The organism is Streptomyces sp. NPDC051909, from assembly GCF_040681095.1.
Classification (GTDB): domain Bacteria; phylum Actinomycetota; class Actinomycetes; order Streptomycetales; family Streptomycetaceae; genus Streptomyces.
On sequence record NZ_JBFAYA010000001.1, the window covers coordinates 395,344 to 421,338 of the forward strand.

The 25,995-nt window shown below is 73.0% G+C and carries 17 protein-coding genes; 12 read left to right on the plus strand and 5 right to left on the minus strand.

Annotated elements, in window-relative coordinates:
- Positions 1 to 69: 69 nt before the first annotated feature.
- The 4 genes from AB0M18_RS02070 to AB0M18_RS02085 all read left to right on the plus strand — a co-directional run bounded on the left by AB0M18_RS02070 (position 70) and on the right by AB0M18_RS02085 (position 8,513).
- Positions 70 to 2,976: a protein kinase gene (locus AB0M18_RS02070; RefSeq protein ID WP_365754690.1), complete on the plus strand. Its 2,907-nt coding sequence runs from the start codon at positions 70 to 72 to the stop codon at positions 2,974 to 2,976.
- Positions 2,977 to 3,102: 126 nt separating this feature from the next.
- Positions 3,103 to 4,848, plus strand: coding sequence for a serine/threonine-protein kinase (locus AB0M18_RS02075; protein WP_365754692.1), 1,746 nt, complete (start codon positions 3,103 to 3,105; stop codon positions 4,846 to 4,848).
- Between the two features lie 156 nt (positions 4,849 to 5,004).
- On the plus strand, positions 5,005 to 6,660 hold the full coding sequence (locus AB0M18_RS02080) for a succinic semialdehyde dehydrogenase (protein ID WP_365754694.1): 1,656 nt from the start codon (positions 5,005 to 5,007) through the stop codon (positions 6,658 to 6,660).
- A gap of 41 nt (positions 6,661 to 6,701) precedes the next feature.
- The gene (locus AB0M18_RS02085; protein ID WP_365754696.1) at positions 6,702 to 8,513 is read left to right on the plus strand and encodes a GMC family oxidoreductase; all 1,812 of its coding nucleotides are present in this window, start codon (positions 6,702 to 6,704) and stop codon (positions 8,511 to 8,513) included.
- 677 nt (positions 8,514 to 9,190) lie between these two features.
- Here AB0M18_RS02085 and AB0M18_RS02090 read toward each other — a convergent pair.
- Positions 9,191 to 9,541, minus strand: coding sequence for a chorismate mutase (locus AB0M18_RS02090; RefSeq protein ID WP_365754697.1), 351 nt, complete (start codon positions 9,539 to 9,541; stop codon positions 9,191 to 9,193).
- A 366-nt stretch (positions 9,542 to 9,907) separates the two neighbouring features.
- Between AB0M18_RS02090 and guaA the strand changes: the two genes are divergently transcribed.
- The 4 genes from guaA to AB0M18_RS02110 all read left to right on the plus strand — a co-directional run bounded on the left by guaA (position 9,908) and on the right by AB0M18_RS02110 (position 14,529).
- Positions 9,908 to 11,509, plus strand: a complete 1,602-nt coding sequence (gene guaA / locus AB0M18_RS02095; RefSeq protein WP_365754699.1) for a glutamine-hydrolyzing GMP synthase — start codon at positions 9,908 to 9,910, stop codon at positions 11,507 to 11,509.
- Between the two features lie 145 nt (positions 11,510 to 11,654).
- On the plus strand, positions 11,655 to 12,461 hold the full coding sequence (locus tag AB0M18_RS02100) for a class II aldolase/adducin family protein (protein WP_365754701.1): 807 nt from the start codon (positions 11,655 to 11,657) through the stop codon (positions 12,459 to 12,461).
- A 137-nt stretch (positions 12,462 to 12,598) separates the two neighbouring features.
- Positions 12,599 to 13,840 carry a hypothetical protein gene (locus AB0M18_RS02105; RefSeq protein ID WP_365754702.1) on the plus strand — a complete coding sequence of 414 codons (1,242 nt, stop codon included), beginning with the start codon at positions 12,599 to 12,601 and terminating at the stop codon, positions 13,838 to 13,840.
- A gap of 134 nt (positions 13,841 to 13,974) precedes the next feature.
- Positions 13,975 to 14,529, plus strand: coding sequence for a DoxX family protein (locus AB0M18_RS02110; RefSeq protein WP_365754704.1), 555 nt, complete (start codon positions 13,975 to 13,977; stop codon positions 14,527 to 14,529).
- A gap of 156 nt (positions 14,530 to 14,685) precedes the next feature.
- On the opposite strand, the gene AB0M18_RS02115 is transcribed toward AB0M18_RS02110, so the two are convergent.
- Complete coding sequence (locus AB0M18_RS02115) at positions 14,686 to 16,167, minus strand: PspC domain-containing protein (RefSeq protein ID WP_365755030.1); 1,482 nt, start codon at positions 16,165 to 16,167, stop codon at positions 14,686 to 14,688.
- A 168-nt stretch (positions 16,168 to 16,335) separates the two neighbouring features.
- Between AB0M18_RS02115 and AB0M18_RS02120 the strand changes: the two genes are divergently transcribed.
- Together AB0M18_RS02120 and AB0M18_RS02125 are read left to right on the plus strand one after the other, a co-directional pair.
- Entirely contained in the window at positions 16,336 to 17,604 is a 1,269-nt protein-coding gene (locus tag AB0M18_RS02120) for a PspC domain-containing protein (RefSeq protein ID WP_365754706.1), read from the plus strand.
- A complete protein-coding gene (locus AB0M18_RS02125) occupies positions 17,601 to 18,311 on the plus strand; it encodes a response regulator transcription factor (RefSeq protein WP_365754708.1) in 711 nt (236 codons plus the stop codon). The genes AB0M18_RS02120 and AB0M18_RS02125 overlap by 4 nt, the downstream gene beginning before the upstream one ends.
- A gap of 25 nt (positions 18,312 to 18,336) precedes the next feature.
- Here AB0M18_RS02125 and AB0M18_RS02130 read toward each other — a convergent pair whose 3' ends face one another.
- Positions 18,337 to 19,422 (minus strand): NlpC/P60 family protein, encoded by a 1,086-nt coding sequence (locus AB0M18_RS02130; protein ID WP_365754710.1) that lies wholly within the window; start codon positions 19,420 to 19,422, stop codon positions 18,337 to 18,339.
- A gap of 342 nt (positions 19,423 to 19,764) precedes the next feature.
- Here AB0M18_RS02130 and AB0M18_RS02135 point away from each other — a divergent pair, with 342 nt between their 5' ends.
- Positions 19,765 to 20,118, plus strand: a complete 354-nt coding sequence (locus AB0M18_RS02135) for a hypothetical protein (protein ID WP_365754712.1) — start codon at positions 19,765 to 19,767, stop codon at positions 20,116 to 20,118.
- Between the two features lie 47 nt (positions 20,119 to 20,165).
- Here AB0M18_RS02135 and AB0M18_RS02140 read toward each other — a convergent pair whose 3' ends face one another.
- Complete coding sequence (locus AB0M18_RS02140) at positions 20,166 to 21,353, minus strand: NlpC/P60 family protein (RefSeq protein WP_365754714.1); 1,188 nt, start codon at positions 21,351 to 21,353, stop codon at positions 20,166 to 20,168.
- A gap of 305 nt (positions 21,354 to 21,658) precedes the next feature.
- Here AB0M18_RS02140 and pcrA point away from each other — a divergent pair, with 305 nt between their 5' ends.
- Positions 21,659 to 24,109 (plus strand): DNA helicase PcrA, encoded by a 2,451-nt coding sequence (gene pcrA, locus AB0M18_RS02145; RefSeq protein WP_365754715.1) that lies wholly within the window; start codon positions 21,659 to 21,661, stop codon positions 24,107 to 24,109.
- An 80-nt stretch (positions 24,110 to 24,189) separates the two neighbouring features.
- Here pcrA and AB0M18_RS02150 read toward each other — a convergent pair whose 3' ends face one another.
- Positions 24,190 to 25,764 (minus strand): M23 family metallopeptidase, encoded by a 1,575-nt coding sequence (locus tag AB0M18_RS02150; protein WP_365754717.1) that lies wholly within the window; start codon positions 25,762 to 25,764, stop codon positions 24,190 to 24,192.
- Between the last annotated feature and the right edge of the window lie 231 nt (positions 25,765 to 25,995).

Sequence of the window (25,995 nt, forward strand, 5' to 3'; positions counted from 1 at the left end):
ATCGTGAGAGGCCCCGCCCGACATAGTGAGGGCGGGGCACGGGGGACAGCAGGCGCGTGGGGAGGCGTCGTGGACGACTACGCCGGAAGGGTGCTCGCGGATCGCTACCGCCTGCCCCTGCCACCGCCGGACGCGTACGAACCCGAACCGGCGGAGACGCGCGCCTTTGACACCTACAGCGGCCAGGAAGTGCGCATCCGTCAGGTGCCGCTGCCCGAGATCGTCGACGCCGAACTCCTCGACGACCAGCCGCACGCGGAGCCCGGCCGCGCCACCCGCCGCCCCGCCGACCCGACCGTCCGGCGCGCCGTCGAGGCGGCCCAGGCCGCCGCCCGGATCCCCGACCACCCGCGCCTCGACCAGGTCTTCGACGTGTTCGCCGAGGCCGGTTCGCTGTGGATAGTGAGCGAGTTCGTCGCCGCCACCCCACTCTCGGAGCTCCTCGCCGAGGGCCCGCTCAGCCCGTACCGCGCCGCCGAGATGGGCGCCGACCTGCTCACCGCCCTGCGCGCCCTGCACGCCCACGGCTGGACCCACCGCAACGTCACCGCCCGCACCGTCCTCGTCTGCGACGACGGCCGCGTCGTCCTCACCGGCCTCGCCGCCGGCGCCGCCGAGGAGGCCCTCTGCGGCTACGCGCCGGTGCCGGACGAGGCGGAGCAGGACGCCTTTCCGGTGTACCGGGAGACGCCGGAGCCGTACGGGGCCGAGGCCTTCGAGCCCGAGGCGTACGAGCCCGAGGCGTACGAGGAAGGCGAGACCGAGGCCTACGACCCGTACGAGACCGAGGCCTACGAGGAGTTCGGCGGCGGCACCGTCCTGCCCCCGCCCCGGGAGCCCGAGGAGGACCACCCGGACGAGACCTACCCCGACGAGGCCTACCTCGCCGGGACGGCTTCCGACGAGGCGTACCTCGACGTGCCCGGCCGCGCCGTGAGCGACGGCGAGGACGACGAGGACGGCGAGGACGGCGACGGTCCGGAGGCGCCCGGCACGACCGGCTACGGCCCGCACGGCGGCACCCCGTACGGCCCCGGGCGCACCGCCCGGCCCGAGCTGCCCTCGGCGTCGGTCGTGCCCGCGCCCGCCGTGCCGCCCGCGAGTGACCTGCGCCAGGCACGGGCCGGGGCCATCGCCGCGTACCGCGCGGGCGCCCGCGCCGCCGCCCGGATCGGTGAGACCGGAGCCCTCCCGGCCCAGCGCCCCGCCGAACCCGCCGAGTCCGCCGAGCCCGAGCGGTCCGATGAGCCGACCGCTCCGCCCGCGGAACCGCCGGCCGGGCCGCCCGCCCCTCCGGAGCCGCAGTGGTGGGCCCGGGTCGGCGAGGACGACGACGATGACGGGGACGACGACGAGACGGGCGGCACGTACGGGCGTACGCCGCCGCCCCGCGCGTATCTGAAGGGGAACTGGACCGACGGCCCGCACGCCTCCCGCGACGGCGGCCGTTCCCTCCCGGCCGGCGGCGGTTCCGCGCTGCCCGCGCTCCCCGCCGGATACCGGGCGGCCACACCCGAGCCGGCCGCCGTGCCCGCCGGGGCGCCGGAGTCCGGTCCCGTCGCCGACGCGTACCGCGGCCCGGTCACCCGGCTCGCCGCCGAGCGGGCCCGGCAGACCCGGATGGCCGTGGTCGGCGCCGTCACCGAGCGGTGGGCGCCCGAGCAGGCGGGCCCGGTCCACGAGCACTGGCGGCTCGCCCCGCCCATCGGCCCCGCCACCGACCTGTGGGCGCTCGGCGCGCTGCTCTACCGGGCCGTGCAGGGCCACGCTCCGTACCCCGAGGACAGCGCCGCCGAGCTGGTCCAGCTGGTCTGCGCCGAGCCGCCCGCCTTCGCCGAGGAGTGCGGCCCGCTGCGGCCGGTCGTGGAGTCGCTGCTGCGCCAGGACCCCACCGAGCGCCCCGACGTCGAGGAACTGAGCGGCTGGCTGCGCTCCCTGGTCCGTTCGGCGCCCGAGCCGGAGGCCGGCCTCGGCGTCGTACCGCTGCCCTCGCCCGACGCCACCCGGCTGCCCATCATCCGCCGCCGCGGCGAACTGGTGCGCCGCCGGCGCGGGGGAGCGGCCGGCGGCCGGCACCGCCACCGGCAGACCAAGGGGCGCGCCGGGCGCGAGGCCGCGTACCCGGCGCATGCGGCCCACCAGGAGACGGCGCACGGCTCCTCGTCATACGCCGCGTATCCCGACGAAACGGTGCACGAGGAGATCCCGCAGCGAGCCCCCCGAGCCCCCCGAGCCCCCGGGCGCTCCTCGGGCTCCCCGCGCGCCCTCGGCCGGACGCTGCTCCTCCTGATCCTGCTGCTGCTCGCCGGAGCCGTCGCGTACGCCGTGTGGTTCCTGCCCAAGTCGGGCGAGGAGACGGACGGTTCCGGTGCGCCCCCGGCGAAGTCCGGGGCCCCGGTGAGCCCCTCGGCGCCGCCCGCCGACGACGGAGGGCGCCCGACGACCGGCACCACGACCGCACCCACCCCGACGAAACCGGCCACCACCGCCCCGCCGGCCGTCGACCCCTCCGCGCCCTCCCTGCGCGCCGGTTACGAGCTGCGGAAGGACCCCGAGGGCTTCCAGGTCGGCGTGCCGCGCGGCTGGCGCCGCAGCCCGATCAACGACGCCGGACAAGTGCGCTTCACCGGCGGAGACTTCACGCTGATCGTGGTGCCCGGCCGGGACACCGTGGCCGCGAACGGCGCGGACCCGATGGCGTACCAGCGGACCAGGGAGCGCGAGCTCCAGCCCTGGCGGGACTCGTCCTGGTCCAGCGCCTCCAATCTGCGCCGGATCGACATAGGCAGCCAGTCCATGGCGGTCGGCCAGTTCACCTGGCAGGACAGCACCGGGCGCGAGGTGTTCGTGCGCAACCTCGCGCTGATCGAGGGCGGGAGCTATCACATCGTGCAGGTCATCGGCCCGGAGAACGAGCGGGACAAGGTGTCCGAGATCTACGACCAGGCGGTGAAGGCCTACCGCGCCACCCGCTGACCGGCACTCACACAGGGTGGCTTGAAACCGCCTCTGGTCACAGGTTGTTCCCAAAGCCCGCCCCGAGGTTCCGCACGCCGTCCTCCCCTCCGTAATCTTGTGTCCGAAGCGACCAAGCGGGGGCACGTGGAACATTCTGAAAGCGCCGGCACCGGGCTGTTGCTGGCCGGGCGCTACCGGCTGGCCGAGTCCATCGGACGCGGCGGCATGGGCAAGGTCTGGCGCGCCCACGACGAGGTGCTGCACCGGATCGTGGCCGTCAAGGAGTTGACGGCGGGCCGGTTCGTGGCCGAGGCCGATCGGCTGGTCCTGCACGCCCGGACGCAGAAGGAGGCCCGGGCGGCCGCCCGGATCACCCACCCGGGCGTCGTCACCGTGCACGACGTCCTGGAGCACGACGACCGTCCGTGGATCGTCATGCAGTACGTGGACGGGCCCTCGCTCGCCGACGCGACCAAGGAGTCCGGGCCGATCGTGCCGCGCGAGGCCGCCCGGATCGGTCTGCACGTCCTCGGCGCGCTGCGCGCCGCGCACGCCGCCGGCGTGCTGCACCGTGACGTGAAGCCGGGCAACGTGCTGCTCGCGCGCGACGGCCGGGTGCTCATCACCGACTTCGGGATCGCCGCCATCGAGGGCGACTCCTCGATCACGCGCACCGGCGAACTCGTCGGCTCCATCGACTACCTGGCGCCCGAACGGGTACGCGGCGGGGACCCCGGGCCGGCCTCCGACCTGTGGTCGCTCGGCGCCACGCTCTACGCGGCGGTGGAGGGCAACTCGCCGTTCCGCCGCAGCTCGCCGATCAGCACCATGCAGGCCGTGGTGACGGAGGAGGCGCCGTACCCCGAGCGCGCCGGGGCGCTCGCGCCGGTGATCGTGGCCCTGCTGCGTAAGGACCCCGCGCAGCGCCCGCAGGCCGACGAGGCCGAGCGGATGCTGCTCGACGCCATGGAGGGGCGCGCGCCGCAGGCCGCGCAGGCGTATGTGCCGACGCAGCGGATCGAGGCCGAGGAGCTGGCCGCCGCCGCGCCCGGGACGACGACCCCGCTGCCCGTACCGTACGAGGAGCAGCTCGCCGGCCCCGTCCGTGCGCCGGCACCCGCTCCCGTCCAGCCCGTCCAGCCCGTCCAGCCCGTTCCGCACCCCGTATCCGCTCCGGGCCCCGTGCCGCCGGGCGCGACCGTGCCCGGCGGAATGCCGCCCGGTGCCGGCCGGACCTCCGGCGGGGGCCGCGGGCGCTGGCGCCCCGCCCTGCTCGCCGCCGTCCTCGCGGGCCTGCTCGCGGGAGGCGCGGTGTTCGTCGCGATGACGCAGTTCGGCGACAAGGGCGACCCGACCGGTCAGCACGGCACGAAGGACCCGTCCAAGGACCCCGCGAAGGATCCGGCCGGCGACCCGGCCAAGGGCGACGTCCCGGCCGGCTGGCACCGGGTCCAGGACCCGGAGGGCTTCAGCCTCGTCGTCCCCGACGGCTGGAAGCGGCAGACCGACGGCGACCAGATCGACTACACCCCGGACAACGGCAAGCACCGCATCCGGATCAGCATCGACCCCACGCCCGACTTCGAGAACCCCTACATGCACGTGCTCGACCTGGAGAAGACGCTCAAGAAGCGGCTCGACTACCAGCGGATCCTGCTGAACCAGAACACCTACCGCGATCAGGTCAAATCGGCGCGGTGGGAGTTCAGCTGGACCGAGAAGCAGGAGTTCCCCGGCCCCCGGCACGCGATCGACCAGATCTACTACGGGGACGACGGCACCGAGTACGCGCTGTACATGGCCTCGCCGGAGAAGAGCTGGGAGACCACCCGGGAGCAGTTCGACGTCGTCGTCCAGCACTGGCGTGCCCCGGGCGAGCAGTCGGACTGACCGGATCCGCGGACCGGCGGAAATCTCACGCTCGACCAGGCACAAGCCCCTGATCAGGGCTTATGTGCCAGCGAACACTGGCACGATGTGCGCACCCGGTGAAAACGCGTTACCGACGGGTACCCAAAGCCCGGAATGCCGCCTACCCTCGCCCTCATGACGGACTCGCAGGCACCCTCCACCACGGTCACGGCCACGGCCCCGGCCGCCCCGGCCCCGGCGCCCCTCGGCACCAACCCCGTCGCCGCCGCCCCCGCCGGTGCGCGCACCGCCGCCGGTGTGGTCACGCCCGAGCTGGTCGCCCGGCTCACCCGCGGGGTCGCGGGCTCCGGCCGTACCGCCAACCACACCCCCTTCACCGGGGACAAGCTGGCGGACCTGCCCGAGGCCACCCCCGAGGACGTCGCCGAGGCCTACCGCCGTGCCCGCGCCGCCCAGGCCGCCTGGGCCGCGACCCCCGTCAAGGCCCGCGCCGGCGTGCTGCTGCGCTTCCACGACCTGGTCCTCCGGCGCCAGGCCGAGGTCCTCGACCTCATCCAGCTGGAGACCGGCAAGGCCCGCCTGCACGCCCACGAGGAGGTCCAGGCGGTCGCCGTCGCCGCGCGCCACTACGGCCGCAAGGCGCCCTCGTACCTGCGTCCCAAGCACCACACCGGCGTCGTGCCGACCCTCACCAAGGTCACCGAGCTGCGCCAGCCGCGCGGGGTCGTCGGCCAGATCGCGCCCTGGAACTACCCCCTGGAGCTGTCGGTCGGCGACGCGCTGCCCGCCTTCGTCTCCGGCAACGCCGTCGTCATGAAGCCGGACACCGAGACCGCGCTGACCGCCCTGTGGGCCCGTGACCTGCTGATCGAGGCCGGGCTTCCCGCCGAGGTCTTCCAGGTCGTGCTCGGCGAGGGCCCGGTCGTCGGACCCGAGGTCGTCCGGCACGCCGACTACGTCTCCTTCACCGGCTCCACCCGCACCGGCCGCGAGGTCGCCCAGGGCGCCGCCGCCCGCCTGGTCGGCGTCAGCCTGGAGCTCGGCGGCAAGAACGCCATGCTGGTCCTCAAGGACGCCGACGTCGAGAAGGCCGCCGCCGGCGCCGTCCGCGCCTGCTTCTCCTCCGCCGGCCAGCTGTGCATCTCCATCGAGCGGCTGTACGTGCACGAGTCGATCGCCGACGACTTCGTCGCCCGCTTCGCCGCCCGCACCAAGGCCATGCGGCTCGGCAACTCCCTCGCGTACGGCGCCGAGATGGGCTCCCTGGTCGGCGAGCGCCAGCTGGAGACCGTCACCCGGCACGTCGAGGAGGCCGTCGCCAAGGGCGCCAAGCTGGTGGCCGGCGGCGTCGCCCGGCCCGACATCGGCCCGTACTTCTTCGAGCCGACCATCCTCGACGGCGTCGAGGCCCCGATGGCCGTCTGCGCCGAGGAGACCTTCGGCCCGGTCGTCTCGATCTACCGCTTCCGGGACGAGGACGAGGTCGTCGCCCTCGCCAACGCCACCCCGTACGGCCTGAACTCCTCCGTCTGGACCACCGACTCCCGCCGCGGCCACGCGGTGGCCGCCCGGCTGCGCACCGGCACCGTCAACATCAACGAGGGGTACGCGCCCGCGTACGGCAGCGTGCAGTCCCCGATGGGCGGCATGAAGGACTCCGGCCTCGGCCGGCGCCACGGCTCCGAGGGCATCCTCAAGTACACCGAGGCCCAGACCGTGGCCCAGCAGCGGCTGCTCCCGCTCGCGCCCTCCTTCGGGATGGACGACGAGCGGTACGCCGCCTTCATGAGCACGTCCCTGAAGGTCATGAAGGCCCTGCGCCTGCGCTGACCCGCCCCGTCCCACCTGTCCTATCCCGTACGAGGAGAGTCATGACCGCGGTACCCCCTGCCCGGAATCAGGATCAGGATCCGGACGATGCGTACGACTACGACGTCGTGGTCGTCGGCTCCGGCTTCGGCGGCTCGGTCACGGCCCTCCGGCTCACCGAGAAGGGCTACCGGGTCGGCGTCCTGGAGGCCGGCCGCCGCTACACCCGCGAGAGCCTGCCGAAGAACTCCTGGGACCTGAAGAACTTCCTCTGGGCCCCCACCCTCGGCCTCTACGGCATCCAGCGCATCCATCTGCTCGGCAACGTCATGGTGCTCGCGGGCGCCGGCGTCGGCGGCGGCTCGCTCAACTACGCCAACACCCTCTACGAGCCGCTCGCGCCGTTCTTCGACGACCCGCAGTGGAAGGACATCACCGACTGGCGCGACGAGCTCGCCCCGTACTACGACCAGGCCAAGCGGATGCTCGGCGTACGCCTCAACCCGACGATGACCCCGTCCGACGTGCACCTGAAGGCCACCGCTCAGGCCATGGGCATCGGGGACACCTTCCACATGGCACCGGTCGGCGTCTTCTTCGGCGACGGCTCCGACGCGGACGGCACGGCCGAGGCGCGGCCGGGCGGCGAGGTCGCCGACCCGTACTTCGGCGGCGCGGGCCCGTCCCGCAAGGCCTGCACCGAGTGCGGCGAGTGCATGACCGGCTGCCGGCACGGCGCGAAGAACACCCTCAACGAGAACTACCTCTATCTGGCCGAGAAGGCCGGCGCGGTGGTCCACCCGATGACCACGGTGGTCGCGCTCACCGAGGACTCGCGCGGCGGCTACGCCGTCAAGACGCTGCCCACCGACAACCGCAAGAAGGGCGCCGGACGCACCTTCACCGCCCGCCGGGTGGTCGTCGCGGCCGGCACGTACGGCACGCAGACCCTGCTGCACCGGATGAAGGACACCGGGCTCCTGCCCCACATCTCCGGCCGGCTCGGCGAACTGACCCGCACCAACTCCGAGGCCCTGGTGGGCTCGCAGACCACCGACCGCCGCTACCGCAAGCGGCACGGCCAGGAGCGCGCCGACTTCACCAAGGGCGTCGCGATCACCTCGTCCATCCACCCCGACGAGAACACGCACATCGAGCCGGTCCGTTACGGCAAGGGCTCCAACTCCATGGGCGGCCTCACCGTCCTCCAGGTGCCCTACGGCGCGCACCGGGTCCGCAAGTGGCTCCTGGAGATCGTCAAGCACCCGACCCTCGCGCTGCGTTCGCTGTCCAACCGCCGCTGGTCGGAGCGCACCATCATCGGTCTGGTCATGCAGTCCCTGGACAACTCGCTGACCACCTTCCGCAAGCCCGGCGGCCTCGGGAAGGGTCTGCTCACCGCCCGCCAGGGGCACGGCGCGCCCAACCCGACCCAGATCGAGGCCGCCACCCGTGCCGCCTCGCTGATGGCCGAGGAGATCAACGGCTTCGCCGGCTCCAACATCGGCGAGCTGATGGGCACCCCGCTCACCGCCCACTTCCTGGGCGGCTGCCCGATCGGCGCCGACGCCGCGTCCGGCGTCATCGACCCGTACCACCGGCTCTACGGGCACCCGGGCATCTCGGTCGTCGACGGCGCGGCGGTCTCCGCCAACCTCGGCGTCAATCCCTCGCTGACGATCACGGCGCAGGCCGAGCGGGCCATGTCCTTCTGGCCGAACAAGGGCGAGAAGGACCCGCGGCCGGGCCAGGGCGAGGCGTACGTGCGGGTCGCGGCCGTCGAGCCAGTGTCCCCGGCCGTCCCTGCGGAGGCCTTCGGCGCGCTGAAGCTGCCGTTCCTGGGGATCCCGGCGGTCCCGCCGAAGAAGGACTGAGCGGACTCCGGGGGATCCCGGGGAGTCCCCGGGCGGACTCCGGAAAACCGAAAGGGCGCTGCACCCCCCTCCGAGTGCAGCGCCCCTCCAGTTTTCGGGTGGTGCTGCATAGATGACCGGTGACCTGGGGGATTGGTTGTAGCCCGCTCACGAGATCTTTATGTGACGCGCGTCACGTGGGGTGGGGGCGTGCAACGCAGGGGCCCCGCGTGGCGATTCCGGTCGCGGACGCGGGGCCCCTGGGAGCGGCACCGGCGTCAGGGCTGCGGCGGTGCCTGGGGAACGGCGCCGGGGGGTGGAGCGCCGTGGTGGTGTCGGGTGCGGGGAGCGAGGGTGTGGGAGCGGGGGTGTGGGGAGCGGGACGGGGATCTCGGGTCGTTCGGCCGGTTGCGGTCGGTCCCGGGCGTCCCCGGGACCGACCGCCCTTTCTGGGTGACCGGGCTGCTGTCCCCTGCCGTCCGGTCACGCGCGCTGGTGCGAGGTCCCACGACGTACCAGAGGTACGTCACACGCCCCAGCGAAGCCACGCGTGGTCTTTTTCGGGCCCGCCCCTGGCTGGCACGGACAACACGCCCAACGAAGGGGTGCCGGGCGCGGTCACGCGCCGTACGGGTGAGAGCGGCACCGAACTCGGGTGCGGGGGCGCACCCCCGTGGCACCGCCCGGGTCCCCGGGGCTCAGATGCGGCCGCGGCACAGCTCCAGCATCGTCATCGCGAGCGCCGTGCCCGGCTTGCCCAGCGCGTCGCGGTAGTGGCCGAGCACCTCCATCTCGCGGGCGAGGTTCACCCGCCGGCCGCCGGAGGAGATCCGGGCCTCCTGGATGACGGCCGAGACGGCCATCCGTTCCTGGATCAGGCCGATGATCCGGTCGTCGAGCGCGTCGATGCGCTCGCGGGAGTCACCGATCAGGGCCGCGGCCTCGTCGGTGCGGGCGCCGGTCTGCTCGGTGGCGGTCTGCTGGGGGACGGCCTGCGGGGAGACGGTCTGCGCGGTGGTGGTCTGCGCGGTGGTGGTCTGCGTGCTCATGGTGGGCTCCTCGGGGTGTCGGGTCCGGGAGCCCCGGGGCGGCATCGCCCGGGACAAGCAGAACGCCCCGGGCCTTGTCGGCCCGGGGCGCCTGGGAAGTCGCTTGTCAGTTGCTCAAGCAGCACGACCATGGCAGCCGGTGGGCCGGTTGCCATAGGTAAAGACGAACGTCGTGAGCTTGCGCATGGCGACAGTATGGACCCCTTCCGTCACCCGGGGGCAACTCGGGCCCGGATCGTGAGACGAAGGCCACCCCGTCGGCCGCCCGCTTCGGATGGTGAGACGAAATCCGGCCGCGCCGCGCCGGTAGAATCGACAAATAGCCCCCTTCGGGGGACCCGCTCCTACCGCCGGAAGGCCGCCGTAGTGTCATCAGCGCCCCCCGCTGCCGCGCCCGACGTCACCAACCCGGACGTAGTCCTCGTTGTCGACTTCGGCGCCCAGTACGCCCAGCTCATCGCCCGTCGCGTCCGAGAGGCGCGGGTCTACAGCGAGATCGTCCCGTCCACCATGCCGGTGGCCGAGATGCTGGCCAAGAACCCGAAGGCGATCATCCTCTCCGGCGGTCCCTCGTCGGTCTACGCCGAGGGCGCCCCGCGCCTCGACCGCGAGATCTTCGAGGCCGGCGTCCCCGTCTTCGGCATGTGCTACGGCTTCCAGCTGATGGCGACCACGCTCGGCGGCACCGTCGACAACACGGGTGCCCGTGAGTACGGCCGCACCCCGCTGCACGTCTCCAAGGCCGGCTCCACCCTCTTCGAGGGCACCCCGGTCGAGCAGTCGGTGTGGATGTCGCACGGCGACGCCTGCTCCGCCGCCCCCGAGGGCTTCACCGTCACCGCGTCCACCGACGTCGTGCCGGTCGCCGCCTTCGAGAACGACGAGAAGAAGCTGTACGGCGTCCAGTACCACCCCGAGGTGCTGCACTCCACGCACGGCCAGCAGATCCTGGAGCACTTCCTCTACCGCGGCGCCGGCATCGAGCCCACCTGGACGACCGGCAACGTCATCGAGGAGCAGGTCGCGGCCATCCGCGCCCAGGTCGGCACCAAGCGCGCCATCTGCGGTCTGTCCGGCGGCGTCGACTCCGCCGTGGCCGCCGCGCTCGTGCAGAAGGCCATCGGCTCGCAGCTCACCTGCGTCTACGTCGACCACGGTCTGATGCGCAAGAACGAGACCGAGCAGGTCGAGAAGGACTTCGTGGCCGCCACCGGCGTCCAGCTGAAGGTCGTCGACGCCGAGGAGCGCTTCCTCACCGCCCTCGCCGGCGTCTCCGACCCGGAGACCAAGCGCAAGATCATCGGCCGGGAGTTCATCCGCGTCTTCGAGGCCGCCCAGGCCGAGATCATCGCCGAGGGCGCGGCCGACGGCGAGGACGTCGCCTTCCTCGTGCAGGGCACGCTCTACCCGGACATCGTCGAGTCCGGCGGCGGCACCGGCACCGCCAACATCAAGTCCCACCACAACGTGGGCGGCCTCCCCGAGGACCTGGAGTTCGAGCTCGTCGAGCCGCTGCGCCAGCTCTTCAAGGACGAGGTCCGCATGGTCGGCCAGGAGCTCGGTCTGCCGGACGAGATCGTCCAGCGCCAGCCCTTCCCCGGCCCCGGCCTCGGCATCCGCATCGTCGGCGAGGTCACCAAGGAGCGCCTGGACCTGCTGCGCGAGGCCGACGCCATCGCCCGCGAGGAGCTGACCGCCGCCGGTCTCGACCGCGAGATCTGGCAGTGCCCGGTCGTGCTGCTCGCCGACGTCCGCTCCGTCGGCGTCCAGGGCGACGGCCGCACCTACGGCCACCCGATCGTGCTGCGCCCGGTGTCCTCCGAGGACGCCATGACCGCCGACTGGTCGCGCCTGCCGTACGACGTGCTCGCCCGCATCTCGACCCGCATCACCAACGAGGTCGCCGACGTCAACCGCGTCGTCCTCGACGTGACCAGCAAGCCGCCGGGCACCATCGAGTGGGAGTAGTCCCTCCCGTTCGGGAGTGAAGCCGTCGCCCCTGTTTCGCACCGGGGGCGGCGGCTTCGCCGTCTGTCCGTCTGTCCGCGCAGGCTCCGGCGTTTGTCCGTACGGACTCTGGTGAGTTGACCATCCGGGCGTTACCTTCCGGCGCATGACCGAGATACCGGCGCCCGTCCCCGCCCCGGCCCCCGTCCCCGTCGACCGGCTCCACTTCGCCTTGCCGCCCGTCCACGCGACGGCCGCCGAGGAGCGCGCGCACCGCAAGCAGCGGCTCGCCGCCGCGCTGCGGACCTTCGGGCGGTTCGGTTACGAGGAGGGTGTCTCCGGGCACATCACCGCCCGCGACCCCGAGCACCCCGACTGCTACTGGGCGAACCCCTTCGGCGCCCCCTTCGCCGACCTCACCGCGAGCGATCTGATCCTGGTCAACGGCGACGGGCAGGTCGTGTACGGCGACCACCACGTCAACCAGGCCGCCTTCACCGTGCACGCCGCGGTGCACCGCGCCCGCCCCGACGTGGTCGCCGTCGCCCACACCCACTCCCCGCACGGCCGGGCGCTCGCCGCGCTGGGCGAGCTGCTCGACCCGATCACGCAGGAGTCCTGCGCCTTCTACCAGGACCACGCCGTCTACGACGCCTACACCGGCGTCGTCGTCGACCCCGAGGAAGGACGCCGGATCGCCGTCGCCCTCGGCACCTTCAAGGGCCTCGTGCTGCGCAACCACGGGCTGCTCACGGTCGGCTCCTCGGTCGACGCGGCGGCCTGGTGGTTCATCGCGATGGAACGCTGCGCCCAGGTCCAGCTCGCCGCCCGCGCCGCAGGCAGACCGGTCCTGATCGACCACCGCGACGCCGTCGCCACCCGCGAGCAGCTGGGCAACGACCTGGTGGCCTGGATCAACTACCAGCCGCTGTGGCGGCGGATCAGCCGCGCGGAGCCCGAACTCCTGTCGTAGAACACTCCTTTCCGTCAATGTGATGACTCTTCAATCACTCCCGCGCGAGGGGTGCCGAACCCCGCGAACGGGCAGAACGTGCGGCACAATTCCCTGGAATCAACAGCCAGTTGACTGATCGGGAAGGGGGCGGCGCCGTGGCGGTGCAAGAGGCGAGACAGGACGGGGCGTGCCTCGCGGAGGGCGGCGGCTGCCCACACTGCGAACGCTCCGGCCACCGGCGGGCCGTGGCCGCCTTCCTCGCCCGGCGCGACGAGCTCGCCGCCGGACACGGAGTGCCCGCCGCCCTCGCCCACTCGCCGGTCGCCTCCCGCCAGTGGGTCTCCGACGAGCTCGCCCAGTCCGCCCGTACGGTGGCGGCACACGGTCCCGCCGCCGGCCAGGCCCGGTCGGGCCGGGTCCACCGCGCCACCGTCGCCGCCGTGTGGGGCGCCGTCCTCGCCCTGCTGCTCGGGCAGGCCCTCACCGCCCTCGGCACCGGCTGGACCGCACCGCGCAGCGCCGCCCTCGGCGCCGCGGCACTGCTCGCCGCCGCCCTCACCGGCGCGGCCCGGCTGCACCGCGACCGGGGCGGAGTCCTCGCCCCGCTGCTCGGCGAGGACAACCGGCTGTCCACCTCCCGTACCGTCGCCGCCTGCTGGCTCCTCCTCTCCGTCCTCGTCCTGCTCCAGCTCGCCCTGCTCCTCGCCCTCGGGACCCCCTCCGTGGACCTGGGCCTGCGGCGCGGCGCCGGACTGCTCGCCGTGCTCGCCCTCAGCGGCTGGACGGTGGTGACCTCCCGGCTCGTCGTGTCGCTCCGGGTGGCCGCCCGCCGGCTGCAGAAGGTCCGTGCCGACCGGCCCCGCCTCGCCGACCTGCTGTGCGACGACGACGGCCGGGCCGACCTCGCCGATGTGCAGTACGTCCTCGTCTCCACCTCCGTCCTCGCCGTCACCGTCGTCCGGCTCTGCCGCGCTCCCGACCGGCTGCCCGAACTGCCGTGGGCCCTTGTGCTCCTCGTCGCCGTGTCCGTGACCTGCTACCTCGCCGGCAAGTGCGCCCAGGGCGGCCGGCCCAAGATCTTCTCCGTGGTCCGCTCCCGCGAGGCGGGCGACCTCGACGCCCCGATCCGCACCGGCGACGACATCGAGATCCGCGGCAGCGGCTTCGTCCCGGCCGGCGCCGCCGCCCCCGAGCCGCTGACCCGCCTGGTCGTCCGGATCGGCCCGGTCCACGCCCACGTCCCGCTGGTCCCCGTCCCCGGCGGTTTCGCCAACCCGACCGACACCGTCCTCACCGTCCCCCTCCCGGCCGACGTGGAACCGGGCCGGGTCGAGGTGTCGGTGGTGACCGCCGCCGGCGTCGAGACCAACCGGGTCACCATCGACGTCCTCGACTGACCGCCGCCGGCCGTCGGACGCGCTTTCCGCCACCTTTCCCCGCCCCGTTTCCGGCCCCGGGAATGTCCCCGCGCGGCGATTGCGGGGAGAATCGTTCCCTGAACGCAGGCAGGGGCTCGGAGAGGTGGCCGGAGATGGCGGGACGCACGGACGGAACGACCGAGGGCTCGGACTCCGGCGGCCGGTCCGGCGGCTCCGCGCTCCTCACCGGCCCGAACGGCCCCGGCGACTGGAAGGCCCTCGCCACCCGCTACGCCCTCGTGCCGCTGCGGATCTTTCTCGGCATCACCTTCATCTACGCCGGACTCGACAAGCTCACCGATCCCTCCTTCCTCGCCGACACCGGCCCCGAGTCCATCGGCGAGGTCATGCGGGGCGTCCGGGACACCTCGGCCCTGCCCGCCCTCGTCGACCTGGCCCTCAAGAGCCCCGTCGGCTTCGGCTACGCCATCGCCCTCGGCGAGCTCGCCGTCGGCATCGGCACCCTCTTCGGGCTCTTCGCCCGGGTGGCCGCGCTCGGCGGGGCGCTGATCTCGCTGAGCCTGTGGCTGACCGTCAGCTGGCAGGTGAACCCGTACTACCTCGGCAACGACCTCGCCTACCTGATGTCCTGGCTGCCCCTGCTGCTCGCCGGCGCCCCGGTGCTCTCGCTGGACGCGCTCCTCGCCGACCGCCGGCGTATTCGATAGGCCGTCCAGGACGTGACGGCCGCGAGCCCGAGGCCCCCGCACAGCACCGGTATCACCACGTACCAGGCGACGGACCAGGCGCCGCTCGCGTCGCCCAGGAACAGCGCCGCGAGCGCCAGCGCCGCCAGGCCCAGGACCAGCCGCCCGGGGCGGAACTCATGAACCAGCACGGGTGACCTCCACCTGTCCGAGGGCGACCTCCAGGAAGAGGTCGATCGTGCCGCCCGGGGCGACCCCCGGCGGCGGGACGAGCGTCCGGGTCTCGTCCAGGTCCGGCGCGATGTCGATGTCGTCGCCCGACGGCCGCGTCGGCGCGGTAGGAGCGGTCGGCGCGAGCGGCGGAACCGGCGCCGGTATCGCGGTGGGCGACACCGACGACTGCCCGGGGTCCACAGGAGTCGACGGGGCGGGCGGAGCGACCGGCGGCACCGGGCGGCTCGGCTGGTCAGGCGGCAGCTGCAGATCACCCAGGCCCACCTGGGCGCGCAGCGTCACCGTCGCGTTCCGCGGCACGATCACCTCCAGCTTGCCCGCGCCGACCTCCACCCGCGTCGACACCCTCGTCCCCGGCGGGACGGCGAGCCGCGACAGGTCGAGCCTGCCCACGCCGGTGCCCAGCTCGTACTGCGGCTGCACTCCGGCGACCGCCGCGGGCTGCCAGGTCTCCCGGGCCCACACGGTCGAGATCTCCTTCGGCAGCGCCGAGGCGACCGCGAGCAGACCCGCCGTGAGCACCATCAGGCACAGCGTGCCGAACCCGGTGCGGCCGAGGAGGCTGCTGACCAGCAGCCCGACACCGATCACCCCGAGCGCCGCCGCGAGCCCGATCTGCAGACTGGTGCCCAGCGGATGCCCGTCCCACGACAGGCCCGTGCCCAGACCGCCGGCCATCAGCGCCAGCAGGAACACCAGACCGCCGATCGACAGCGGCTCGCCGCCCACCCGGGCCGACGGCGTCGGCCGCCCCGGCAGCGGGGTCCCCCACTGCCCGCCCGGCGTCGGCACCTCCCCGTTGACCTTGCCGTCCTTGTCGACGATCCCGTGCGGGCCCCAGAGATAACCGATGGCGACCTTGCCGGTCGACCCGTCCTTGACGATGGGGTCCCGCCACCAGGACGGCCACTCCACCAGCGGCGGAGCCTTGGTCTCCGGCGGCGCCTCGGCGACCGCCAGCGCCGCGGCCGGGTCTATCCGGCCACCCTCCTCGGCCGTCGCGGCGACCGACGGCCGACGCTGCGACCACACCGCCGCCCCGCTCATCGCGAGCGAGAGGATCAGCGCGAACGCCAGCGTCCCCCCGTTCCGCAACATCGACAGGAAGATCCCGCAGCCGACCAGGGCCATCAGCACCGCGGTCAGCGAGGAGCCCGACACCCGGCCGGTGAGCAGCCTGCGGCCCTCGTTCTCCTCCTCGCCCGCGAGCGGTATCACCAGCCACGCGAATCCGTAGAAGATCAGTCCGACGCCGCCCGTCACCGCGAGTACTCCGAGCACGACCCGGAAGATCACCGGGTCCAGGTCGAAGTGCCGGCCGAGACCGCCGCACACGCCGGCCACGACCTTCTGCCCGCGCGACCGCCGCAGCGGCGGGGCGGGCGGGGCGTCCGCCGGCGGCGGGGCCTCGTGGGGCGAAGGCATCGAACTCGTCATGCGTCCATGGTGACCGCCCGTGACCCTCCGCGGCACCGGGACCGACCCTGTCTTGACCCTGATCTTCCCGGCCCCCCGCACCCCGAGACGGTTCCGGGGTCGATATCCGGGCCGACCCTGATGTCCGAGGGCCGCCGAACGTGTGACGATCGGTACATGTCCGCAACCGCTCGTGTCACCGACCTCGACGAACCGCCCGTGCGCAAGCTCTACCGCAGCGCCGACGGCCGGTGGCTCGGCGGTGTCGCGCGCGGTCTCGCCGGACACCTCGGCCTGCCGGTGATCTGGGTCCGCGCGTTCTTCGTGGCCCTGATGCTCGCCGACGGCCTGGGCGCGCTGCTGTACGCGGTGTTCTGGATCGTCGTCCCGCTCGGCGTCGGCGGCCGCTCCGCGCCCCGCCCGATGTTCGAGACCACTCCCGACGGCCGCAAGCGGCTCCGCAAGCCCGACCGCGGCCAGATCTTCGCGCTGATCGCGCTGGCGCTCGGCATATCCGCCTTCGTCGGCAACCTCGACGTGGACAAGCAGGCCGGCCGCTACATCTGGCCCTCGCTGCTGATCGGTGTCGGCGTCGTCCTCGTCTGGCGGCAGGCCGACAACGCACGGCGGGCCAGCTGGACCGACCCCGACCGGCGCCGCCGGGTCTTCCAGCTCGCCCGCGGTCTCGTCGGCGTCGGCCTGGTCGGCACCGGACTCGCCGTCTTCATGGTGGTCCGCGGCTCCGCCGCCCAGCTCGGCACCGCGCTGACCGCCGCCGTCGCCGTGCTCACCGGCATAGCCCTGCTCGCCGGTCCCTGGCTGGTGCGCATGTCACAGGACCTCAGCGAGGAGCGGACGCTGCGCATCCGCGCCCAGGAGCGAGCCGAGGTCGCCGCCCACGTCCACGACTCCGTCCTGCACACCCTCACCCTGATCCAGCGCAACGCCGAGGACCCGGGCGAGGTGCGCCGGCTCGCCCGCGCCCAGGAGCGGGAGCTGCGGAACTGGCTGTACAGGCCGGAGGGCACCGGCAAGGACGAGGACGAGGAGCCCGCGACCCTGGCCGAGGCGGTCAAGCGCGCGGCGGCCGAGGTCGAGGACAAGCACGGAGTGCCGCTGGAGGTCGTGGTCGTCGGCGACTGCCCGCTCGACGAGAAACTGGGCGCGCAGATGCAGGCCGCGCGCGAGGCGATGGTCAACGCCGCCAAGTACGGTGGCGAGGGCGGGCCGGTGCAGGTCTACGCGGAGGTGGAGGGCCGGACGGTCTTCGTCTCCGTGCGCGACCGCGGCCCCGGCTTCGACCTCGACGCCGTGCCGGACGACCGGATGGGCGTAAGAGAATCGATCATCGGCCGGATGCAGCGCAACGGCGGATCGGCACGGCTGAGATCCGTGCCGGGCGGGGGCACCGAAGTGGAGCTGGAGATGGAGAGGGCGGACGGATGAGCGACGAGACCGAGGCCGTGACCGGAGACGGGGCGGCGGACGCGGGGCGCCGGGTGCGGGTCGTGCTCGTCGACGACCACCGCATGTTCCGCACCGGGGTGCAGGCCGAGATCGGCCGCACCGACGTGACGGGCGTCGAAGTGGTCGGCGAGGCCGCCGACGTGGACCAGGCGGTCACCGTGATCACCGCCACCCGCCCCGAGGTCGTCCTCCTCGACGTACACCTGCCGGGCGGCGGCGGCGTCGAGGTTCTGCGCCGCTGCACCGCCCTGATGGCGGCGCCGGAGAACCCGGTCCGCTTCCTGGCCCTGTCGGTGTCCGACGCGGCCGAGGACGTCATCGGGGTGATCCGGGGCGGCGCCCGCGGCTATGTCACCAAGACGATCACCGGCACCGACCTGGTCGACTCGATCTTCCGGGTCCAGGAGGGCGACGCGGTGTTCTCGCCGCGCCTCGCGGGCTTCGTCCTCGACGCCTTCGCGTCGACCGACGCCCCGCCGGTGGACGAGGACCTCGACCGGCTCACCCAGCGGGAGCGCGAGGTGCTGCGCCTGATCGCCCGCGGCTACGCGTACAAGGAGATCGCCAAGCAGCTCTTCATCTCGGTGAAGACGGTCGAGTCCCATGTCTCGGCGGTGCTGCGCAAGCTCCAGCTGTCCAACCGGCACGAGCTCACCCGCTGGGCCACCGCCCGCCGCCTCGTCTGACCCCGGCAGCTCCGGACCGTACCGGTCACCCCACCCGGGTCGCGCCTGCGAAGGGCATCTCGTCGATCGGGGCGACCCGTACCGGGGCACCCGGGCGCGGGGCGTGGATCATCTGGCCGCCGCCGATGTAGAGGCCGACGTGGCTGATGCCGGAGTAGAAGAACACCAGGTCGCCCGGGGCCAGTTCGGAGCGGGAGACCCGGCGGCCGGCGTTGATCTGGGTGTAGGTGGTGCGCGGCAGCGACACCCCGGCCGCCCGCCAGGCGGCCTGGGTGAGCCCCGAGCAGTCGTAGGCGGACGGCCCGGTCGCGCCCCACACGTACGGCTTGCCGAGCTGCGCCCGGGCGAAGGAGATCGCCTCCGCGGCGCGGCCGGTCGGGGCGGAGATCGGCCCGCGTACGGTGCCCGCGCGGTCGGCCCGGTCCGTGGCGGCCGAGCCGGAGGAGGCACCCGCCGCGTCGTGGTGGCCGGCGGCGACGGCCGCCTCGTAGCGGGCCCGTTCCTCGGCGGTGAGCCGGGCCAGCAGGGTCCGGGCGGCGTCCAGCTTGGTCTGCACGGCCGTCTTCTGCCGCCGCAGCTCGGCCTCGTGGGCCCTCAGTTCCTTCAGCCGGCCCTCGGACTGGGCCCGCAGCTGACGGACGGCGGTGAGCTCGCGCCGTACCGCGGTGAGGGCCGCGGCCTGGCGGTCCCCGGCCTTCTCGGCGATCGCGGCCCGCTCCAGGTACTGGTCCGGGTCGGAGGTCAGCACGAGCTGGATGGCCGGGTCGAGCCCGCCGGAGCGGTACTGCGCGGCGGCGACCGCGCCGAGCGCGTCGCGGGAGCGGTTGAGCCGCTCGGTCCGCCGGGCGGCCTCGTCGCGCAGCCGGTCGAAGCCGGCCCGCGCCGCGTCGGCCTGCTCCTTCGCCCCGTTGTACTTCTCGGTCGCGACCTCCGCCTCCTCGTAGAGCCGGTCGACCTGGGTCTTGACCTGCGCGGGGGTGGGTTGGGGCGCGGCGTGCCCGGAGCCCTCGAAGAGGGTCGCGGTGGCCGCCGAGGCGAGTGCCAGCGTGGCGGCGGTGCGGACGGTCTGGCCGCCGAGGGGGGACTGCCTGGGTTTGCGGTGTGCTGCCACGAGGGCGGGTCACATCCTTTCCCTGTGGGGGACGCTGCCCGCCGGGGCCGGCGGCGGCTCGCACAGGGGAACGCGCCGCCGCCGGTTTTCTCGGCGGGGGCGGCCGACAACCGCCGGAGTGCGGCGGTGGTGGGGAGCCGGCCACCTGGGGGAGGACGCTAAACCGGGCCCCGCCCAGCGGCCCGGCGTTGACCGCTATTGGCGGGGGATGGCGTTTCGGGACCGTTCCCGTTCGGCTGGGGCGTTGCGCGGGCGGCCCTTCCGGCAGCCCCCTGACCGATGCGCGGGACAAGGTGGACCCGCCCCGGAGCCGCTGGTATGGCCCCGGTTAGGCTCCGCCCCATGGACGTACTCATTCATGTCTTCGTCGCCCTGCACATCATCGGAATCGGCGCGCTGCTCGGCGGATTCCTCACCCAGATGAAGGCGATGGGGGCCGGTACGGCCCGCTTCACCCCGGCGATGCTGCACGGGGCCCTGCTCATGCTGATCACCGGCGTCGCCCTCGTCGGGATACACCAGGCCGAGGGCCACACCGTCAACAACATCAAGATCGGCGTGAAGCTCGCGATCCTGGTGGTCATCCTCGGCCTGGTCTACGTCAAGCGCGACGAGGAGCGGGTCGACAAGGCGCTCTTCGGCGCGGTCGGCGGCCTGACCATGGCGAACATCTTCATCGCAACCCTCTGGGTCTGAGCCCCGACCGCCGTTCCGCCCAGCCGCCCCGTGCGCCCGCCTGACGATCAGGCCGGGCGCACGCTGCCGTAGATCGGCATGTAGTAGATGGACTCCTCGCGCACGTAGGCGCCCGGCTTCGGGGCGTGGATCATCTTGCCGTTGCCGATGTAGATGCCGACGTGGCTGATGTCGTCGTAGAAGAAGACGAGGTCGCCGGGGAGCAGGTCGGCCGTGGCGACCCGGGTGCCGACCTTCACCTGGTCCCAGGTGGTGCGGGGCAGGTCGACGCCGGCGGCGCGCCAGGCGGCCTGGGTGAGGCCGGAGCAGTCGTACGACTCGGGGCCGGTCGCGCCCCACACGTACGGCTTGCCGATCTGGGCGCGTGCGAAGGCCAGCGCCTCGGCGGCCTTGGCCGCGTACGTGGAGCCGTCGCCGGTCGGCGGCGTCGTGGGCGTCGGTTCCGGCGTCGGGGTGGTGGGCGTCGGCGTGGGGGTGGCCTCCTTGCGGGCCGCCTCCTCGGCCGCCGCCTTCGCCGCCGCCTCCGCCTCGGCCTTCTCCTCCGCCTTGCGGCGCGCCTCGGCCTCCCGCTTGCGCTCCAGCTCCGCGAGCCGCGCCTTCTCCTCGGCGGTCAGCTTCGCCAGGAGCGTGCGCGCCTCGGCGAGCTTGCCCTGGACGGTCTGCTTGGTGCGCCGCAGCTTGTTCTGCGAGGCGGTGAGGGCGGCCAGGCTCCGGGTGGCCTCCTGCCGCTGCTTCGCGGCGGCGGCGCGCTGGGACTCGTACGTCCGGACCGCCTCGCGCTGCTGCTGCGACAGCCGGTCCATCAGGTGGGTCTGGTCGAAGTAGTCCTGCGGGCTGTCCGCGAAGATCAGGGTGGCCGTCGGGCCGACCGCCCCGCCCCGGTACTGGGCCGCCGCGTACGCGCCGAGCGCGCGCCGCGAGGTGTTGATCTCGTCGGTGCGGCGGGCCACGTCGTCGAGGACCTTGCCCAGCTCGCGCCGCTGCCGGTCGGTGGCCTCCTTGGCCCGGTCGTACTCCTGGGTGGCCACGCCGGCCTCCCGGTACAGCCGGTCGACCTTCTGCTGGATCTCCTCGACCGTGGGCTTCGCCACAGGCGTCGCGGGCGCCGCCGGGGCGGCCTGCGCGCTCTGCCCGGACAGCAGGGTCACCGAGGCGAGCGCGGCCGTCGTGACGCCGACGGCGGGGGACTGGGGACGGGTGGTGCGCGGCTTGCGATGGGTCGCCAAGGCCGGCATCTCCTTCCGTGGACGCCGGCACGCGACGGCCCGAGTGGCGTGGGGGTGGGCCGGGTTCGGCGTGCGTCGGCGTGGGCCGCCCGCTCGGCGTGGTTCGCCGACGGTGGGATGCGGTAGGGGACGGGCTGCTTGGGCGTGCACGCTAGCGAGCCGTGGGACGGGTGGGAAGCCCGGTGCGCCTTATGTCCGATACATTTTCGTGACCTGAAGCGGATCGTCGCCCTCCGTGAGTCGACGGTCACGTTCGCGGCCACTTCCCGGGGCGGGGACCGGCTGTCAGTCCGGCGCCCTAGACTCGTTAGGCGATGAGCAACAGCCTCTTTGACGACAGCTTCCTGGCGAGCCTCCAGCACCACGCGGAGGAGCCCCCGCCCCTGCCCGAGGACGACGAGCACGGCGCCCCGGCCGCGGAGGAGGTCCCGCACGACCTCTTCGGGGAGCACTTCGACGCGCCCCCGGCCGGTCGCGACGCCTACTACCGCGACGGAGCGCACCGCCCCGTCGCGGACCCCGCCGCACTCCTGGACGGGCTCAACGAGCAGCAGGCGGCCGCCGTCGTCCACACCGGCTCGCCCCTGCTCATCGTCGCGGGCGCGGGCTCCGGCAAGACCCGGGTGCTCACCCACCGGATCGCGTACCTCCTGGGCACCCGGCATGTGCACCCCGGCCAGATACTCGCCATCACCTTCACCAACAAGGCCGCCGGCGAGATGAAGGAGCGCGTCGAGCAGCTCGTCGGCCCGCGCGCCAACGCCATGTGGGTCTCCACCTTCCACAGCGCGTGCGTGCGCATCCTGCGCCGCGAGTCGAAGAAGCTCGGCTTCACGTCCTCCTTCTCGATCTACGACGCCGCCGACTCCAAGCGTCTGATGTCCCTGGTCTGCCGCGACCTGGACCTCGACCCGAAGAAGTTCCCGCCGAAGTCCTTCAGCGCCAAGATCTCCAACCTCAAGAACGAGCTGATCGACGAGGAGACCTTCGCCGACCAGGCGGCCGACGGCTTCGAGAAGACGCTCGCCGAGGCCTACCGGATGTACCAGGCCCGGCTGCGCGAGGCCAACGCGCTGGACTTCGACGACATCATCATGACGACGGTCCACCTGCTCCAGGCCTTCCCGGACGTCGCCGAGCACTACCGCCGCCGCTTCCGGCACGTCCTCGTCGACGAGTACCAGGACACCAACCACGCCCAGTACACGCTGGTACGGGAGCTCGTCGGCACCGGCTACGAGGACCTCGGCCCGGCCGAGCTGTGCGTCGTCGGCGACGCCGACCAGTCCATCTACGCCTTCCGCGGCGCGACCATCCGCAACATCCTCCAGTTCGAGGAGGACTACCCGGACGCGACCACGATCCTGCTGGAGCAGAACTACCGCTCCACGCAGACGATCCTGTCCGCCGCCAACGCCGTCATCGAGCGCAACGAGTCCCGCCGCCCCAAGAACCTGTGGACCAACGCGGGCGCCGGCGCGCAGATCACCGGTTACGTCGCCGACACCGAGCACGACGAGGCGCAGTTCGTCGCCGACGAGATCGACCGGCTCACGGACGCGGGCGACGCCAAGGCCGGCGACGTCGCGGTCTTCTACCGCACCAACGCCCAGTCCCGCGTCTTCGAAGAGATCTTCATCCGCGTCGGCCTGCCCTACAAGGTCGTCGGCGGCGTGCGCTTCTACGAGCGCAAGGAGGTCCGGGACGTCCTCGCCTACCTGCGCGTCCTCGCCAACCCCGAGGACACCGTGCCGCTGCGCCGCATCCTCAACGTGCCCAAGCGCGGCATCGGCGAGCGCGCCGAGGCGATGATCGACGCCCTGTCCCTGCGCGAGAAGATCACCTTCCCGCAGGCCCTCAAGCGGGTCGACGAGGCGTACGGCATGGCGGCCCGCTCCGCCAACGCCGTCAAGCGCTTCAACACCCTCATGGAGGAGCTGCGCACCATCGTCGACTCGGGCGCCGGACCCGCCGTGGTCCTGGAGGCTGTGCTCGAACGGACCGGCTATCTCGCCGAGCTGCAGGCCTCCACCGACCCGCAGGACGAGACCCGGATCGAGAACCTCCAGGAACTCGCCGCCGTGGCCCTGGAGTTCGAGCAGGAGCGCGGGGAGGAGGGCGGTTCGCTCGCCGAGTTCCTGGAGCAGGTCGCGCTCGTCGCCGACTCCGACCAGATCCCCGACGAGGACGAGGAGGGGGCCGGTGTCATCACCCTGATGACCCTGCACACCGCCAAGGGCCTCGAATTCCCGGTGGTCTTCCTCACCGGCATGGAGGACGGCGTCTTCCCGCACATGCGCGCCCTCGGCCAGACCAAGGAGCTGGAGGAGGAGCGCCGCCTGGCGTACGTGGGCATCACCCGCGCCCGCGAGCGGCTCTACCTGACGCGTTCCGCGATGCGCAGCGCCTGGGGCCAGCCCTCGTACAACCCGGCCTCGCGCTTCCTGGAGGAGATCCCGGCCACGTACCTGGAGTGGAAGCGGACCGGCCCGATGGCCAAGCCCGCCGGTCCGACCTCCGGGATCACGTCCTCGCTGTCCTCCTCGCGCTCCCGCTCCGGCCCGTCCGGCTTCGCCACCCGCCGCACCGGCGACAAGCCGGTCATCACGCTCCAGGTCGGCGACCGGGTCACCCACGACCAGTTCGGCCTCGGCACGGTCATGGCCGTGCAGGGCGTGGGCTCGGACGCGCAGGCGACGATCGACTTCGGCGACGAGAAGCCGAAGCGGCTGCTGCTGCGGTACGCGCCGGTCGAGAAGCTGTAGCGACAGCCTTCGTACGAGGAAGGGGCCCCGGCCGGTGATCGGTCGGGGCCCCTTCGCCGTGCGGTGCTACGGACGCGTGCTCAGCCGATCGGGTCGAGACCGTGCTTGAGCAGCCAGGGGAGCGGGTCGATCGCCGAGCCGCCGCCGGGCCGGACCTCGAAGTGGAGGTGCGGGCCGGTGGAGTTGCCGGAGTTGCCGGAGTACGCGATGACCTCGCCGGCCTTGACCTTGCCGGAGCGGATCTTGGTACTGCTGAGGTGGCAGTACCAGGTCTCCGTGCCGTCCGGGGACGTCACGATCGCCATGTTGCCGTAGGCGCTGTTCCACTGGGTGCGGACGGTGCCGTCGGTCGCGGCCATCACGGGCGTGCCGTACTGGACCGGGAAGTCGATGCCGGTGTGCAGCGACATCCAGTTGACGCCGGACTGGCCGTAGCGGGCGCTGAGCTGGTGCAGCTTCACCGGGAGCATGAACTTGGGGCGGAGGGCCTCCTTGCGGGCGGCCTCCTCCTCGCGCTTCTTCTTCTCCGCCTCCTGGCGCAGCCTCAGGTCGATGCGCTCCTGGGTGCGGCTGGCGCGGTCGCCGAAGTCGCGGGCGTCGGCGCTGAGCGCGGCGAGCTGGGTGTCCAGCTTGCTGTTGGCGGCGACCTGCTGCACCGAGGCCGGGTCGGCGGCGGCGAGGGAGGTCGTGTCGTCCTTCTGGTCGGCGCCGGAGTCGGTGAGTCCGCTCACGGAGGCGGCGGCGATACCGGCGACACCCATCACGCAGGCGGACGGGACGGCGACCGTGAGGAGCGCGGAGCGCTTCGCGGGCGTACGGCGTCGGCCGCGGCTGCCACCGCCGGAACGGCGCACCGGGCGGGCCGGCAGCTCGGCGCCGGGCGAGGCCTCGGCGAGAGTGCTGCTGTCGAGCTCCAGGGCGACCATGGTCTCGGCGTCGTGGAAGGCGTCCGGGCCGGAGTCCGGCTCGTCGTGCTCGCGCTCGGTCCCGGCGTCCGCGAAGTCCGCGTACGCGGAGTGCTCGGCGTACGCGGACTGTTCGGTGTACTCGGACTGTTCGGCGTGCTCGGAGTACGCGGGGTAGTCGGCGCAGGCGTAGCCGGAGTCGTACGCGGCGCCGTACTCGGCCTCGGCGGCGTACTCCGGCGTGGAGTACTCGGGCGTGGAGTACTCGGCGGCGGGAAATTCGGTGGCGGAGAACTCCGCGGTGTGATCGGGTGTGTACTGCTGGGGGACGATCGGCTCGGCCGCGACCTGGTTCCAGGCGGTGGCGTCGTAGGCGCCGGTCTCGTAGCCCGGGGCCGTCCACTGCCCGGTGGTGTCGTACGAGGCGAAGGCCGCGGCTTCGTACTGTCCGGTCTGCTGGGCCTCGGTCCAGGCGGTGGCGTCCCACTGGCCGGTGGTGGTGTACGAGCCGTAGGCGCCGGTGTCCCACTGGCCGCTCTGCTCGGGGTAGCCGGCGGCGTAGCCGTGCTGCCCGGAGTCCGCGGAGTACCCGGCGTACTCGCTGTAACCGCTCTGACCTGCGTCGTAACCGTATTCGTAGGCGTACTCGGCGCCTGTGGCGCCGGTGCCGAACAGGGGGTCGACGGCGAAGCTGCCCGTGGTCTGGGTGCCGTCCATGACGTACCCGGCGTGGGGGTGCTGGTCGTTCACCAACTTCTCTCTCGCCTCGGCAGCAGGGGGTCTAGCAAGGTCACGCAAGAGTCACGCAAGGGGTCAAGCAGTGGCGTGACTGTACCCGGCGGTACGCGCGCCGGACAATCTTCAAGGTGTTTCGAGCCGCCCGGAACCGGGCAATCGGCCGTCTTTCGGTGGGTACCGGGGACAGGTTTGGCCCTGTGTTCGAAGAACGTTCGAAGAACGGACGACTTCTGGCGGTCCGTC

Coding starts and splice junctions, on each gene's coding strand:
- AB0M18_RS02080 (WP_365754694.1), top strand. CDS start 5,005: ATGACGGACTCGCAGGCACCCTCCACCACGGTCACGGCCACGGCCCCG.
- AB0M18_RS02085 (WP_365754696.1), top strand. CDS start 6,702: ATGACCGCGGTACCCCCTGCCCGGAATCAGGATCAGGATCCGGACGAT.
- AB0M18_RS02090 (WP_365754697.1), bottom strand. CDS start 9,541: ATGAGCACGCAGACCACCACCGCGCAGACCACCACCGCGCAGACCGTC.
- AB0M18_RS02100 (WP_365754701.1), top strand. CDS start 11,655: ATGACCGAGATACCGGCGCCCGTCCCCGCCCCGGCCCCCGTCCCCGTC.
- AB0M18_RS02110 (WP_365754704.1), top strand. CDS start 13,975: ATGGCGGGACGCACGGACGGAACGACCGAGGGCTCGGACTCCGGCGGC.
- AB0M18_RS02115 (WP_365755030.1), bottom strand. CDS start 16,167: ATGCCTTCGCCCCACGAGGCCCCGCCGCCGGCGGACGCCCCGCCCGCC.
- AB0M18_RS02120 (WP_365754706.1), top strand. CDS start 16,336: ATGTCCGCAACCGCTCGTGTCACCGACCTCGACGAACCGCCCGTGCGC.
- AB0M18_RS02125 (WP_365754708.1), top strand. CDS start 17,601: ATGAGCGACGAGACCGAGGCCGTGACCGGAGACGGGGCGGCGGACGCG.
- AB0M18_RS02135 (WP_365754712.1), top strand. CDS start 19,765: ATGGACGTACTCATTCATGTCTTCGTCGCCCTGCACATCATCGGAATC.
- AB0M18_RS02140 (WP_365754714.1), bottom strand. CDS start 21,353: ATGCCGGCCTTGGCGACCCATCGCAAGCCGCGCACCACCCGTCCCCAG.
- pcrA (WP_365754715.1), top strand. CDS start 21,659: ATGAGCAACAGCCTCTTTGACGACAGCTTCCTGGCGAGCCTCCAGCAC.